Source organism: Streptomyces sp. RG80, assembly GCF_040446465.1.
Classification (GTDB): domain Bacteria; phylum Actinomycetota; class Actinomycetes; order Streptomycetales; family Streptomycetaceae; genus Streptomyces.
The window spans coordinates 161,278-174,795 of sequence record NZ_JBEAAJ010000012.1 but is presented as its reverse complement, the minus strand read 5'-3'; the positions used below and the strand labels follow the sequence as shown (position 1 = coordinate 174,795).

Below are 13,518 nucleotides of genomic sequence, written 5' to 3'. Positions count from 1 at the left end.
AGAAATCCGCGTCTCGGAGGTGCCTGTCATGGCCTGGGTTCTGCTTGTCGTCGCCGGTCTGCTCGAGGTCGGCTGGTCGATCGGGATGAAGTACACCGACGGTTTCACCCGGTTGGTTCCCAGTCTGTTCACCGGTGCCGGGATCGTCGCGAGCATGGTGCTGCTGTCGCACGCCGCCAAGACCCTTCCCATCGGTACCGCGTACGGCGTGTGGGTGGGCATCGGGGCCGCCGGGGCGGCGGTGCTCGGCATGGTGGTGCTGGGGGAGCCGGCCACCGCCGCCCGGATCTTCTTCGTGTGTCTGCTGCTGGTCGCCGTCGTGGGGCTGAAGGCGACCTCCGGTCACTGATTCGGTGGGTCCCCGCCCGCCGTCGTACCGCCTGTCGTACCGGTCGTCGTGCCGCCGGTGGACGTGTCTCCCGTGGTGCCACCCGTGGTGGTGTCCCCGGTGGTACCGCCGCCGGTGGTGGTCGTGTCGCCGGTCGTCCCGCCCGTGGTGGTCGTGTCGCCCGTCGTGCCACCCGTGGTGGTGTCGCCGGTCGTCCCGCCGGTGGTCGTGGTGTCGCCCGTCGTGCCGCCGTCGGTCTGGCCGCCCGTGTCCTGGCCACCGTCGGTCGTGCCGCCGTTGTCCTGCCCCTCGGTGTCCTCCGGCGGTTCGAAGCTCGGCTCCTGCGAGGGCGTCTCGACGACGTCGGCGCCCTCCTGGAGCTGGAGGTCGAACTCGGTGGCCGACTTGCCCTTGAGGGCGGTCTTGGTGAACTGGGACCAGATCTCGGTGGGCGCCCCGCCGCCGTTGATGCGCGGCAGGCCCATCACGCCGTAGAGCGACTTGTGCTTGGCGGTGACCGGGTCCTGGCCCATCACCGCGACGACGGTGGCGAGGTCGGGGGTATAGCCGGCGAACCAGGCGGCCTGGTCCTCCTCGGCCGTGCCGGTCTTGCCGGCGGCCGGGCGGCCCGCGGCCTGGGCGGCGGTGGCGGTGCCGTTGTCGACGACGCTCTGGAGGATGGAGGTCGTGGTGTCGGCGGCCTCGCGGCTGACGACCTGGGAGCTCTTCCGCTTCGGCAGTTCGACGACGTCCTTGCCGTCCTTGGTGATGCTCTTGATCATCGTGTACGTGCCGTGCTTGCCGTGGTTGGCGAGCGTGGCGTACGCCTCCGCCATGTCGAGGACGCTGGCGGTGTTCACCCCGAGCGCGATGGACGGCGACGCGTTCAGGTCGGGGGTGTCGGAGGGGATGCCGAGGTCGATCGCGGTCTGCTCGACCTTGTCGGAGCCGACGTCGACGGCCATCTGCGCGTACACCGAGTTCACCGACTTGTCGGTGGCGGTGCGGACGGTGATGTCGCCGTACGACACGTCGTCCTCGTTGGCGGGGTCGTAGCTGCCGCCGGTCCAGCCCTCGACGGGGCGCTTGTTGGTGCCGTCGTAGATCGTGTTCGGGGTGATGGTGCGGCCGTCCTGGGTCGTGGAGGCGTTCTCGACGGCCGAGGTGAACACGAAGGGCTTGAAGGTGGAGCCGACCTGGAAGTCCCGGCGGGTGGCGTTGTTCGTGTACTGCTTCACGTAGTCGATGCCGCCGTACATGGCGACGACCTGCCCGGTCTTCGGGTCGACCGAGGCGCCGCCCGCGCGGACGTAGGAGTCGACCTTGCGGTCCTTCTTGTCGAGCTTGTCCATCAGCTTGTCGTTGACGGCGTCGACGAAGGCGTCCTGCTTGCTCTTCTGGATGGTGGTGGTGATCCGGTAGCCGCCGGCGTCGAGCTCGTCCGCGGTGAGGATCTTGTTCTCGGCCAGGTAGTCGTTGACGGCGTTGACGAGGTAACCGCGCTGCCCGGACATACCGGTGGAGACGGTGGCCTCCTTCGGCATCGGGAACTTCAGGCCGGCGCGCTCGGACTGCTTGAGCCAGCCCTCCTTGACCATGCCGTCCAGGACGTAGTTCCAGCGGGCCACGGCGGCCGGCTTGTTCTGCGGGTGGGCGACGACGTCGTACTCGCTGGGCGCGTTGAGCAGCGCGGCGAGATAGGCGCCCTGGGCCGCGGAGAGGCTGGTGGCGTCCTTGCCGTAGTAGGCCTGGGCGGCGGCCTGGATGCCGTAGGAGTTGCGGCCGAAGTAGCTGGTGTTGAGGTAGCCCTCGAGGATCTCGGCCTTGGACTTCTCCCGGTCCAGCTTGATGGAGATGAAGAACTCCTTCACCTTGCGGGTGACGGTCTGTTCCTGGGCCAGGTAGTAGTTCTTCACGTACTGCTGAGTGATCGTGGAGCCCGACTGGGTGCCCTTGCCGGTCGCGGTGTTCCAGCCGGCGCGCAGCATCGCCTTGGGGTCGATCGCGGACTCGGAGTAGAAGTCGCGGTCCTCGGCGGCCAGTACGGCGCGCTGGGCCGCCACGGAGACCTGGGAGAGGCTGACGTTCTCGCGGTTGACCTCGCCGTCGCGGGCGAGCTGGGAGCCGTCCGCGTACAGGTAGACGTTGGACTGCTTGGTGGCGAGGGCGTTGGCGGGCGGGATCTTCACCAGCGAGTAGCCGAGGAAGAACAGGCCGATCAGCAGCAGTATCCCGAGGACGAAGGTACCGAGCACCATGCGCCAGGTGGGGATGATCCGCCGCCACCCGGTCCGCTTGGGCCGCTTGGGCTTCTTCCCGCCGGGCGCTTCGGCCGCCTGGGGTTCTCTGGGTGCCCAGCCCTGGTTCGGCTGCTGCGGCTGCGGCTCGTCGCTCATGTCGTGCACGGACTCCTGTTTTACGTCTTTACGTTTTTACGGCTTCACGTCGTACGTCGTCGCCATACGCCCTCGTACGCCTTCTGCGTCCCCTGTTGAAGACTCTCGCACCATGCGTTCCGTTCCCGGCGAGCGGCACGCGTCTGCCCGAAAAACGGGTGGCGTGGCTCACCATCGCCGGGCTAGGCTCCTGCGCTTCGGTGTCCGGGCGGGCCGAGGAGGGCTGTGGCTGATGGGTTCGGGGCGGTTGTACGTGGCCGTCGCGGCGGGGGGATTCAGACGTTACGCGACCTATCGGGCGGCGACGCTCGCAGGGGTGTTCACCAACACCGTCTTCGGCGTGATCCTCGTCTACACATATCTGGCGCTGTGGGACGAGAAACCCCATCTCGGGGGCTACGACCAGACACAGGCGGTCACCTACGTATGGCTCGGCCAGTGCCTCTACTCGACGCTCGCCATCCAGGGCGGCGGCGCGGAGAAGGACCTGATGGGCCGGATCCGCACGGGTGAGATCGCGGTCGACCTCTACCGGCCCGCCGACCTCCAACTGTGGTGGCTGGCGAGCGACTTGGGCCGGTCACTGTTCCAGTTGCTGGGGCGCGGCGTGATCCCCTTCGTCTTCGGCGCACTGTTCTTCCCGATGGCGCTGCCCACGGACGTCACCTCCTGGGCGGCCCTGGCCGTGGCGCTGTTCCTGGCGATGGTGGTCAGCTTCGGCATCCGCTATCTGGCCGCGCTGAGCGCGTTCTGGCTCATGGACGGGCAGGGCATCTCGCAGGCCGTGATGATCACGGGCATCTTCTGCTCGGGCATGGTCCTTCCGCTGAACGCCTTCCCGGGCGTGTACGGCGACATCGTGCGGGCGCTGCCGTGGGCTGCCCAGATCCAGATGCCGGCGGACGTGCTGATGGGGGAGACCGCCCCGCTCGGCGCGTACGCCTTCCAGGCGACCTGGGCGGTGGTCCTGCTGGCGGCCGGACGGCTGCTCCAGTCGGCGGCGACCCGCAGGGTGGTGGTGCAGGGTGGCTGAGGTCTTGAAGAGGTCCCGGGTGCGCGAGGGGCTGCGGGCCTATCTGCTGATCGCCGGGATGTGGATCCGCTCGTCGATGACCTACCGCACCTCCTTCGTGATCACGGTGTTCGGCAACCTGACGGTGACCGGCCTGGACTTCGTCGGGATCCTGCTGATGTTCTCGCAGGTCGACTCGCTGGGCGGCTGGACACTGCCGGAGATCGCCCTCCTCTACGGTCTGTCGGTCACCGCCTTCGGGCTCGCCGACCTGGTGCTCGGCTCGATGGACGTCCTGGGTACCAGGATCCGCGACGGCTCCTTCGACACCCTGCTGGTCCGGCCCGCGCCGGTGCTCGCCCAGATCGGCGCGGACAACTTCGCGCTGCGCCGGCTGGGCCGGATCACCCAGGGCGCGGTCGTGCTGATCTGGGCGCTGGCGACGGTCGACGTCGACTGGAGTGCGGCGAAGGTGCTGCTGGTGCCGGTGATGGTGCTCAGCGGCGCGGTGATCTTCGGCGCGGTGTTCGTGGCGGGCGCGGCCTTCCAGATCTACGCGCAGGACGCGAGCGAGGTGCAGAACGCGTTCACCTACGGCGGTACGACCCTGCTCCAGTACCCGCCGACCGTGTTCGGGAAGGACTTCGTGCGCGGGGTGACGTTCATGCTGCCGCTCGCCTTCGTCAACTGGGTGCCGGCCTCCTATGTGCTGGGGCGGCCGTACCCGCTGGACCTGCCGGAGTGGGCGGCCTTCGCGCCGCCGCTGGTGGCGGTGGGGTGCTGTGCGCTGGCCGGGCTGGCGTGGCGGGCGGGGCTCGGGTCGTATCGGAGTACGGGGAGTTAGCGGATGGACGCCTTCATCGAACTGGACCATGTCGAGAAGGTCTTCGACGTGCGCAAGAAGACCGGTTTCCTGAAACGGGAACGTCGCCAGGTGCGGGCGGTCGACTCGATCTCCTTCACCGTGGCGCGCGGCGAGATGGTCGGCTACATCGGGCCGAACGGCGCCGGCAAGTCGACCACGATCAAGATGCTGACCGGCATCCTCACCCCGAGCGGCGGCCGGCTGCGGGTCGCGGGCATCGACCCCTCCCGTGAGCGCACCCGCCTCGCGCACCGCATCGGCGTGGTCTTCGGCCAGCGCACCACCCTGTGGTGGGACCTGCCCCTGATCGACTCCTACAAGCTGATGCACCGCATGTACCGCATCCCCGACGCCCGTTACCGCGAGAACCTCGACCGCTGTGTCGAACTCCTCGAACTGGCCGACCTGTTGGACGTCCCCGTGCGCCAGCTGTCCCTAGGTCAGCGGATGCGCGGTGACATCGCGGCGGCGCTGCTGCACGACCCCGAGGTGCTGTACCTGGACGAGCCGACGATCGGCCTCGACGTCATCTCCAAGGCCAAGGTCCGTGGTTTCCTGCGGGAGTTGAACACGGAGCGGGGCACGACGGTCCTGCTCACCACGCACGACCTCCAGGACATCGAGCAGCTTTGCTCCCGGGTGATGGTCATCGACCACGGGCGCCTGATGTACGACGGTCCGCTGGCCGGCCTGCACGAGGCGGGGGAGAGCGAGCGGACTCTGGTGGTGGACCTGGAGCGGGAGCTGCCGCCGATCGAGGCGCCGGCGCCCGCGAGGGTCGTACGGGTGGAGGGGCCGCGTCAGTGGCTCGCCTTCCCCGCGTCGGAGTCGGCGGCGCCGCTGGTGGCGCGGATCGCGGCGGAGTATCCGCTGGTGGACCTGTCGGTGCGGGAGCCGGACATCGAAGCGGTGATCGCCAAAATGTACGCCGAGCAATCCGAGAAAGCGGTCTCGTAGCCGCCCGAGGCGCTAACTCGTAGGCTGAATCCATGACGGAAGCTGTGTCTTCTGGGGGGACACCCCCCAGGCCCCCCGGCCCGGACCTTCGTGCCTCCGACGCCGACCGTGAGCGAGTATCCGAGATCCTGCGGGACGCCCTCGCGGAGGGCCGTCTCGACATGGAGGAGTTCGAGGAGCGGCTGGAAGCGACGTACAAGGCGCGGACCTACGGTGAGCTGACCCCGATCACCCGCGACCTGCCGACCTCCCCCCTGCCGGCGGTGAACCTGCGCAAGGAGCCGGTGGCGGACGGGAGTTGGGCCTCCCGGATCACCGGTGGCGAGGGCTCGTCGACGTGGGGCGTCGCCGTCATGGCCGGGTTCCAGCGCAAGGGGCGCTGGACCGTGCCGAGGCGGTTCACCGGCTTCGCCTTCATGGGCGGCGGTGAGATCGATCTGCGCGAGGCGAACTTCGCGGACCGTGAGGTCGAGATCAACTGTGTGGCGATCATGGGCGGGATCGAGGTGATCGTGCCGCCGGGTGTCGAGGTCGTCGTGCGCGGGCTCGGGATCATGGGCGGCTTCGACGAGCGCGCGCACGACGTGCCGGACGATCCGGACGCCCCGCGGGTGATCGTCACCGGGCTCGCGCTGATGGGCGGCGTCGAGGTGTACCGGAAGCTGCCCAGGGCGGATCGGCAGCGTCTGCGGGCCGAGCGCAAGCAGGAGAAGCTGGACCGCAAGGAGTCCATGCGCGAGCTGCACGAGGGGTTCCGCGAGGATGTGCAGGACGCCCACCGCCGCCTCCTGGACGGCCACCGGGACCTGATGCGGGACCGCCACGACAGGCGCGACCGCCGGGACCGGTACGACGACTAGAGCTCCGCCGGCGCCGATCCCTTCAGGTCCTCCAGGTCGAACACCTCCGCCATCCGCGCGTACCCCTTGTCGCTGGGGTGCAGACGGTCCCCGGAGTCGTAGTCGGAGCGCAGCCGGCGCGGGTTGTACGGGTCCCGGAGCGCCTCGTCGAAGTCGACGACCGCGTCGTAGACCTTGCCGTCCCGGATCTCTGCGTTGATCCGCTGCCGGACGTCCTCGCGGGCCCCGGTGTAGCCGCGGTGCCCCTGGAAGGGCATCAGGGTGGCGCCGACGACCTTGATGCCGCGGGCGTGGGCCTGGCGGACCAGGGTGCGCAGGCCGTCGAGGATCCGGTCGGGGTCGGCCAGGCGCGGGTTGCGGAGGATGTCGTTGACGCCGAGGTCGATGACGACGACCTTGACGTTGGTGCGGCCGAGCACGTCGCGCGGGAAGCGCCCGATCCCGCTCTGGTTGTCGGCGGGGCGCCCCAGCCCGTTGGCGAGCACCTGGTTGCCGCTGATCCCCTGGTTGACGACGCTGTAGCGGGGCAGGTCGCGGCCGGCCTCGATCGCGGTGCGCAGCCGGTCCGAAAGGACGTCGGTCCAGCGGTGGTTGGCGCCCTCGGTGGAGGTGATGCCGTCGGTGAGGGAGTCGCCGAGCACGACGACGGTCCCGTCCGACTCGTTGCTCAGCACGTCCAGCGCGGTGAGGTAGCGCCAGTACGGGGTCTGCTCGGTGTACGCCGTCCCCGTCACGTCCTCGGTGAGGTCCCCGTCGGCGACGTAGGAGATCTGCCGGGCGTGCGGGTGGTAGGTGACCGGCCCGGACCGGGTGGGGGAGTACGTGGTGACCAGGACGTCGCTGCCGTACGCGATGGCGATCCGCACCGCGTCGCTCATGACCTGTCCGCCGGCCGGGACGACGACGGTGGTGTTGCCGCCGAAGGTGAGGCGCCGCATGGTGTCGGTGGCCGCGGCGGCGCTGTCCTGGCTCGCGGCGACGGCGATCGAGGCGTGCGTGATGGTCAGCGGGGACTGGCCGTAAAGGTTGGAGAGCGTGATGCGGGCACTCGTACCGCTGATGGCGGCGTGTACGACGTTGCGCACCGAGCGGCCCGCCATGCCCTCGGTCTCGGTGCCGGGCTCGGCGCCCGCCGGGGAGGTGGACCACGCGCCGACCCAGGTGCCGGTGGAGGCGGGGGCGGCGGGGTTGCGCGGTCCGGCGCCCTGGGCGACCGTGTTGCGCTCCCTGGTGCTGCCGTCGTCGGCGGCGACACCGACGTATATGGCGGCGGAAAGCGCCACGATCAGGGCGATGATCCCGGAAAGCAGGGCATAACCACTTCTTCTGGTCATGCGGTGCGGTTCTCCTCGGGCAGACGGGAGCCCGAGGCTCCGATGTGATCACCTCATGATGCGTCATGAGATGAGGGGTGGTTGAACAGACCCCCCATTGGGCCACCGGAGTTCGAGAGCGAGCTCCCCCCACCTGACAGACGTCGGGAACTCCTGTTCCGTTCCAGGAGTCGGTCAGGAAGGGACAATGTGTACGGGGATCACGAACGGGTGGAGTGGATGGAACGCACGAAACCAGGCGAATCGGATACCGCGGACGTAGAGCAGCATGCCCGCCCGCCCGGCACCGTTAACCGCGCGATGACCGCGTTCAGCGCCGCCGACGAGGAGAAGATGCGCGGCGTACGCCGGATGAAGGCCACGGCGGCCGGTCTGCTGCTCTTCGTGGCGTTCGTGTACGTGCTCGCCAAGGTGGCCTCGCACCACGGCGCGGGCCCCTGGGCCGGGTATGTCGCCGCGGCCGCCGAGGCGGGCATGGTCGGCGCGCTGGCGGACTGGTTCGCGGTCACGGCGCTGTTCCGCCACCCGCTCGGCCTGCCCATCCCGCACACCGCGATCATCCCGACGAAGAAGGACCAGCTCGGCGTCTCCCTGGGCGAGTTCGTCGGCGAGAACTTCCTCTCCGAGGACGTCGTACGGCAGCGCCTGCGCGCGGTCGGCATCGGCAGCCGCCTCGGCGCCTGGCTCGCGGAACCCGAGCACGCCGACCGGGTCACGGCGGAACTGTCGGCGGCCCTGCGCGGGGCGCTGACCGTGCTGCGGGACTCGGACGTGCAGGCGGTCGTGGGCGAGGCGATCACCCGGCGGGCCGACGCCCAGGAGATCGCGCCCGGCATCGGCAAGATGCTGGAGAAGATCGTCGCCGACGGCGGCCACCGACGGATCGTGGACCTGGTCGTCACCCGGGCGCACGACTGGCTCGTCCTCCACGACGAGCAGGTCATGGACGCCGTCCAGGGCGGCGCCCCCGGCTGGACCCCCCGGTTCGTCGACAAGAAGGTCGGCGAGCGCGTCTACAAGGAGCTCCTGCGCTTCGTGACCGAGATGCGGGACATGCCCTCGCATCCGGCCCGCGGAGCCCTGGACCGCTTCCTGACCGACTTCGCCTCCGACCTCCAGTCCGACACCGACACCCGCGCGCGCGTCGAGCGGCTCAAGGGCGAGGTGCTGGGCCGGGGCGAGGTCCAGGACCTGATCGCGTCCGCCTGGACCGCCGTACGCTCGATGATCGTCTCCGCCGCCGAGGACGAGCGCAGTGAGCTACGGCTGCGGGTGCGGGCGTCCCTGCTCTCGCTCGGGGCGCGGATGGCGGTGGAGCCCCGGCTCCAGGCCAAGGTGGACGGCTGGGTCGAGGGCGCCGCGGTCTACGTGGTGACGACGTACCGCCGCGAGATCACCTCCCTGATCACGGACACCGTGGCCGGCTGGGACGCCGAGCACACCACGAAGAAGATCGAGGCGAACATCGGCCGGGACCTCCAGTTCATCCGGATCAACGGCACGGTGGTGGGTTCACTGGCCGGGCTGCTGATCTACACGCTGTCGCGGGCGTTGGGGGCGTAGAAGGGGTCCTTCACGGGCACTCGGCACGGGTTCTCACTAAGTGAGGCCTCGATGTGGCCTTGAGCTCGATGCGGCCTCGACGCGGCCTCGATGTGGCCTCGACGTGGAGGAGGGAGCCCATGACCACCGCTCAGGCCGAGACCGGCCGCACCGTGACGTCGAACATCCCCGCGCGACTCGACCGTCTCCCATGGTCGCGCTGGCACTGGACGATCGTCTTCGGACTGGGAACCGTATGGATCCTCGACGGCCTCGAAGTGACCGTCGTCGGCAACATCGCGGGACGGCTGTCCGAACCCGGCAGCGGCCTGCCGATCACCTCCGGTGAGGTGACCGGCCTGGCCGCCGCCCTGTACGTGGCCGGAGCATGCACGGGGGCACTGTTCTGGGGCCGCCTGACCGACAAATGGGGCCGCAAGAAGCTCTTCATGATCACCCTGGCGGTGTATCTGGCGGCGACCGCGCTCACCGCGGTCTCCTTCTCCACCTGGTGGTTCTTCGCGTTCCGGTTCCTGACGGGGTTCGGCATCGGCGGCGAGTACGCGGCGATCAACTCGGCCATCGACGAGCTGATCCCGGCGGAGTACCGCGGCCGGGTCGACCTCATGATCAACGGAAGCTTCTGGCTGGGCGCGGTGGTCGGCTCGCTCCTGTCGATCGTCGCGCTGGACACATCCGTACTGGCCAAGGACCTCGGCTGGCGACTGACGTTCGCACTGGGCGCGGTGCTGGCCCTCGTGATCCTCCTGGTACGACGTCATGTCCCGGAGAGCCCCAGGTGGTTGCTCATCCACGGCCGGGAGCAGGAGGCGGAACAGATCGTCTCGTCCATCGAGGAGCAGGTGGAGGCGGAGAGGGGCGAGCCGCTGCCGCCACCGTCCCCGGACGCCGAGCTGACGATCCACCAGCGGCGCGGCGTGACGTTCGTGGAGATCGCCCGGACGGTCTTCTCGAAATACCGCCGACGCGCCGTCCTCGGCTTCGCCCTCTTCATCGGCCAGGCGTTCCTCTACAACGCCATCACCTTCGGCTTCGGCGCGATCCTGACCAAGTTCTACGACGTCCCGACCGGCAACACCGGCTACTACTTCGCGGTCATCGCCATCGGCAACTTCCTGGGCCCACTGCTCCTCGGCAAGCTCTTCGACACGGTCGGCCGCCGAGTGATGATCTCCTCGACCTACCTCCTCTCGGGCCTCCTGCTCTTCGGCACGGCCTGGCTCTTCGACCGAGGCGCGCTGGATGCGGGGACGTTGACGGCCTGCTGGTGCGCGGTCCTCTTCTTCGCCTCCGCCGGCGCGTCCAGCGCCTACCTCACCGTCTCCGAGATCTTCCCCATGGAGACCCGAGCCATGTCCATCGCCTTCTTCTACGCCCTCGGCACGGCAGCGGGCGGCATCAGCGGCCCCCTCCTCTTCGCCAACCTCACGGAAACGGGCCGAGTGGGCGACACGGTCCTCGCCTTCCAGATCGGCGCGGCGTTGATGTGCATCGCGGGGCTGGTGGCGGCGATGCTGGCGGTGCGGGCGGAGCGACGGTCTTTGGAGGACATCGCGCGTCCGCTGACGGCGGCGGGGGCTTCGGGGGCGGGGTCTCGGGCGGCTACGGCTTGATCGTTACGGCGGGATGGGCGGCCCTTTCCGACGCCGGTTCGTGTCCCTCAGCCCCCAGGAAAGGGCAGCCCCCGCCGGACCTCAGGGAATCAGCAAGTACACCTTGCAGGTCTCGCACCCCTTGTGCTCGCTCAGCTCGATGGTCCCGGCGTCCTTCTCGATCGTGGCCTGGTTGGCGGAGTGCTTCCAGCTCTGCCACTTCCCGTCGACCTTGACACGGACCCAGGCGTGGCCCGAGCAGTCGCCGCCCGAGTACTTCTTGGTCCAGGAGGTGTAGTTGTCGGAGAAGGCGTAGTACTTGCTGCCGCAACTCCGCGTCCAGAACTCGTCGTCGGAGGCCGCCGCCGGAGGTCCCGCGGTGATGACCGCTCCGAAGGCCGCCGCAAGGGCAACGGCCCCGAGTTTCAGTCGATTACGCATGATGTGTTGCTCCCCCGGTCGATGAAGTGCCGAAGTGGGACGGGCTGTGGTCGGTGCCCGGTGCAGCGGGAGGCTGCCTGTTCAGGCTGCCCTGTGTCGGCTCGGGGTGCAGCTGCAAAGTTGTAGGTTGCGGCGAGAGTGCGTCCGTGGCACGCGGGGCCGCCCAGGAACGGCGGTACAGACGTCGGCTGCTCGGACGCCCGGCTCAACTACCCCTGATGTCACGGCATTTCGTGCGCCCCGGCACCCGTGTCACAGGAACCGCTCGATCGCCTCCGCCAGCCGCTCCGGCTGTTCCAGGTGTACGTCGTGGCCGGCGTCCGGCACCACGGTCACCCGCGTGCCCGGGCGCAGGGCCCGCATGTCGGTCGCCTCCGTGGGCCGCATGGTGCCCTTCTCGCCCTGGACGACGAGCGTGGGGCAGCTGACGCGCGACCACTCCTGCCAGTAGGCGTTCTCGGCGAGTTCGGTGAGGGAGTCGACCATCCGGTCGCGGTCGAACCGTGGCCACCAGCCGTCCGCCCGCTCCTCCAGCCCCCGCGCCCACCCCTCGTGCCCGAGGAAGCCCTCGGCCTCCTCCAGGGAGCGGAACGGCGTCGGCCAGCTGTCCAGCCAGCCGCCGATCTGCGCCGGCACCTCCGGACTCGGCCCCGCCGGACCCGCCTCTACGAGGATCAGCGCGTCCACCAGTTCCGGACGCGCCGACGCCAGCAGCATCGCCGTATGGCCGCCCAGGGACTGGCCGATCAGGGTCACGGGGGCGAGGGCGAGTTCGGTGACCAGGGTCGCCGCGTCGTCGACGTACGACTGGCGTGTCACCGTCGGCGGGCGGCGGGTGCTCGCGCCGTGGGCTCGGGCGTCGTAGGTGACCACGCGGAAGCCGGAGGTGAGGAGGGCCGGGAGCAGGGCGTCCCACTCGCCCATGTGGCCCGCGAGGCCGTGCAGGAGCAGGGTCTTGCCTGCCGTCGGCCCGGGTGGGGCGTGGTCGCGGTAGGCCAGGTGCGTGCCGTCGGACGTGGTGAGGTGGGGCAAGTGTGCTCCCTCGCCGGTGAGTTGTGCGGTGTCTGCGCTCGCCCAGAAGACCACACGGGGAATCCGACGGCACGCCGGCCGTGCTGTTCGCGGAATCGGAACGTCGGGTTCAGACCGCCCGGGCCAGTTCCGCCCGGCCGAACAACAGGGCGTACCCCGGCGGGAGTTGGTCGAGGATCCGGTCGGTCAGTGTCTCGCCCACCACCCTCGGCAGGACGCTGAGCACCGAGCTGACGTCCCAGCGGGCCGTCGCCGTGGTCGCGCCCTCCATGCGTGCCGCGACCGATTCCACGAACTCCGCGGCTGTCAGAGGTCGATGGGCCGGGATCTGGGAGGCGACGACTCTCGCGGCCCGCTCCGGCAGGGCTTTGGCGAGGTCCACGCGTTCGTCGCCGGTGACATGGCTCCCGAGGGCCATCAGGACGACGCGGGTGACGTGTTCCGCCTCTGCCGCGGTCGGGTAGCTGCCCGATTCCCTTACCAGTTCCACCAGTTCAGTCCAGCTGCCCATGCCTGGCTGTCTCTCCTTCGTCGTCCATGGCCGGGAGCGCCCCGCGGAGCAGCCGTGCGGGGCGCTCGCCGGTGTGCGGTCAGTTGCTCGGTTTCTCAGTCGCTCAGTCGCTCAACTGCTCAGTTGCTCAGCTGCTTGCGTTCCCGGCCGTCGCCGGTGATCTGGATGCGGCGCGGCTTGGCCTGTTCGGCCACGGGGAGGCGCAGTGTCAGGACCCCGGCTTCGTACGAGGCGTCGATGCGCTCCGTGTCGAGGGTGTCGCCGAGGAAGAGCTGGCGGGTGAAGGTCCCGGTGGGACGTTCGGCGACGATCGTCTCCGCGCCCTCGGGGGCGGGCGAACGGCGCTCGGCGCGGACGTTGAGGACGTTGCGTTCGACATCGAGGTCGATCGTCTCGGGGTCGATGCCGGGGAGGTCGAAGTGGACGATGAAGTCGTCCCCTGACCGGTAGGCATCCATCGGCATGGCTGCCGGGCGGGTGGCGCCGAAGACCTGCTGCGCGAGTCGGTCGAATTCGCGGAAGGGGTCCGTACGCATGAGCATCACAGGTCACTCCTCTCGTCAGAAACTGGGGTGCGATGCCCTGACGCCTTCTTATATAACTCGGAGGAGGAAACTTGACAACCCC

Annotated in this window: 13 protein-coding genes; 7 read left to right on the top strand and 6 right to left on the bottom strand. The window is 69.4% G+C overall.

The genetic code is table 11. The features are described 5' to 3' along the window. Positions 1 to 28 precede the first annotated feature (28 nt). Entirely contained in the window at positions 29 to 349 is a 321-nt protein-coding gene (locus tag ABKA17_RS37195) for a DMT family transporter (RefSeq protein WP_327717350.1), read from the top strand. Here the strand turns inward: ABKA17_RS37195 and ABKA17_RS37190 are convergent. Continuing rightward, complete coding sequence (locus ABKA17_RS37190) at positions 343 to 2,724, bottom strand: transglycosylase domain-containing protein (protein ID WP_353696789.1); 2,382 nt, start codon at positions 2,722 to 2,724, stop codon at positions 343 to 345. The genes ABKA17_RS37195 and ABKA17_RS37190 overlap by 7 nt on opposite strands. Before the next feature lie 232 nt (positions 2,725 to 2,956). Between ABKA17_RS37190 and ABKA17_RS37185 the strand changes: the two genes are divergently transcribed. The 4 genes from ABKA17_RS37185 to ABKA17_RS37170 are packed head-to-tail and all read left to right on the top strand — an operon-like array spanning position 2,957 to position 6,418. After that, entirely contained in the window at positions 2,957 to 3,757 is an 801-nt protein-coding gene (locus ABKA17_RS37185) for an ABC transporter permease (protein ID WP_353696788.1), read from the top strand. 58 nt (positions 3,758 to 3,815) lie between these two features. Next, the gene (locus tag ABKA17_RS37180) at positions 3,816 to 4,580 is read left to right on the top strand and encodes an ABC transporter permease (RefSeq protein WP_353696923.1); all 765 of its coding nucleotides are present in this window, start codon (positions 3,816 to 3,818) and stop codon (positions 4,578 to 4,580) included. Positions 4,581 to 4,583: 3 nt separating this feature from the next. After that, positions 4,584 to 5,558: an ABC transporter ATP-binding protein gene (locus ABKA17_RS37175; RefSeq protein WP_353696787.1), complete on the top strand. Its 975-nt coding sequence runs from the start codon at positions 4,584 to 4,586 to the stop codon at positions 5,556 to 5,558. Positions 5,559 to 5,590: 32 nt separating this feature from the next. After that, positions 5,591 to 6,418 carry a DUF1707 SHOCT-like domain-containing protein gene (locus tag ABKA17_RS37170; protein WP_353696786.1) on the top strand — a complete coding sequence of 276 codons (828 nt, stop codon included), beginning with the start codon at positions 5,591 to 5,593 and terminating at the stop codon, positions 6,416 to 6,418. Here ABKA17_RS37170 and ABKA17_RS37165 read toward each other — a convergent pair. After that, on the bottom strand, positions 6,415 to 7,752 hold the full coding sequence (locus tag ABKA17_RS37165) for an SGNH/GDSL hydrolase family protein (RefSeq protein WP_353696785.1): 1,338 nt from the start codon (positions 7,750 to 7,752) through the stop codon (positions 6,415 to 6,417). The two genes, ABKA17_RS37170 and ABKA17_RS37165, sit on opposite strands and share 4 nt — an antisense overlap. Positions 7,753 to 7,941: 189 nt before the next feature. Between ABKA17_RS37165 and ABKA17_RS37160 the strand changes: the two genes are divergently transcribed. Both ABKA17_RS37160 and ABKA17_RS37155 read left to right on the top strand, forming a co-directional pair. After that, a complete protein-coding gene (locus ABKA17_RS37160) occupies positions 7,942 to 9,315 on the top strand; it encodes a DUF445 domain-containing protein (RefSeq protein WP_502994502.1) in 1,374 nt (457 codons plus the stop codon). A 119-nt stretch (positions 9,316 to 9,434) separates the two neighbouring features. Then, the gene (locus ABKA17_RS37155; protein WP_353696783.1) at positions 9,435 to 10,928 is read left to right on the top strand and encodes an MFS transporter; all 1,494 of its coding nucleotides are present in this window, start codon (positions 9,435 to 9,437) and stop codon (positions 10,926 to 10,928) included. An 81-nt stretch (positions 10,929 to 11,009) separates the two neighbouring features. Here ABKA17_RS37155 and ABKA17_RS37150 read toward each other — a convergent pair whose 3' ends face one another. From ABKA17_RS37150 to ABKA17_RS37135, 4 genes are all read right to left on the bottom strand, one after another. Continuing rightward, positions 11,010 to 11,348 (bottom strand): hypothetical protein, encoded by a 339-nt coding sequence (locus ABKA17_RS37150; RefSeq protein ID WP_353696782.1) that lies wholly within the window; start codon positions 11,346 to 11,348, stop codon positions 11,010 to 11,012. Between the two features lie 252 nt (positions 11,349 to 11,600). Next, entirely contained in the window at positions 11,601 to 12,380 is a 780-nt protein-coding gene (locus tag ABKA17_RS37145; RefSeq protein ID WP_353696781.1) for an alpha/beta fold hydrolase, read from the bottom strand. Positions 12,381 to 12,489: 109 nt separating this feature from the next. Beyond that, positions 12,490 to 12,891 carry a DUF2267 domain-containing protein gene (locus tag ABKA17_RS37140; RefSeq protein WP_353696780.1) on the bottom strand — a complete coding sequence of 134 codons (402 nt, stop codon included), beginning with the start codon at positions 12,889 to 12,891 and terminating at the stop codon, positions 12,490 to 12,492. Between the two features lie 119 nt (positions 12,892 to 13,010). Next, positions 13,011 to 13,433, bottom strand: coding sequence for an Hsp20/alpha crystallin family protein (locus ABKA17_RS37135; RefSeq protein ID WP_353696779.1), 423 nt, complete (start codon positions 13,431 to 13,433; stop codon positions 13,011 to 13,013). Between the last annotated feature and the right edge of the window lie 85 nt (positions 13,434 to 13,518).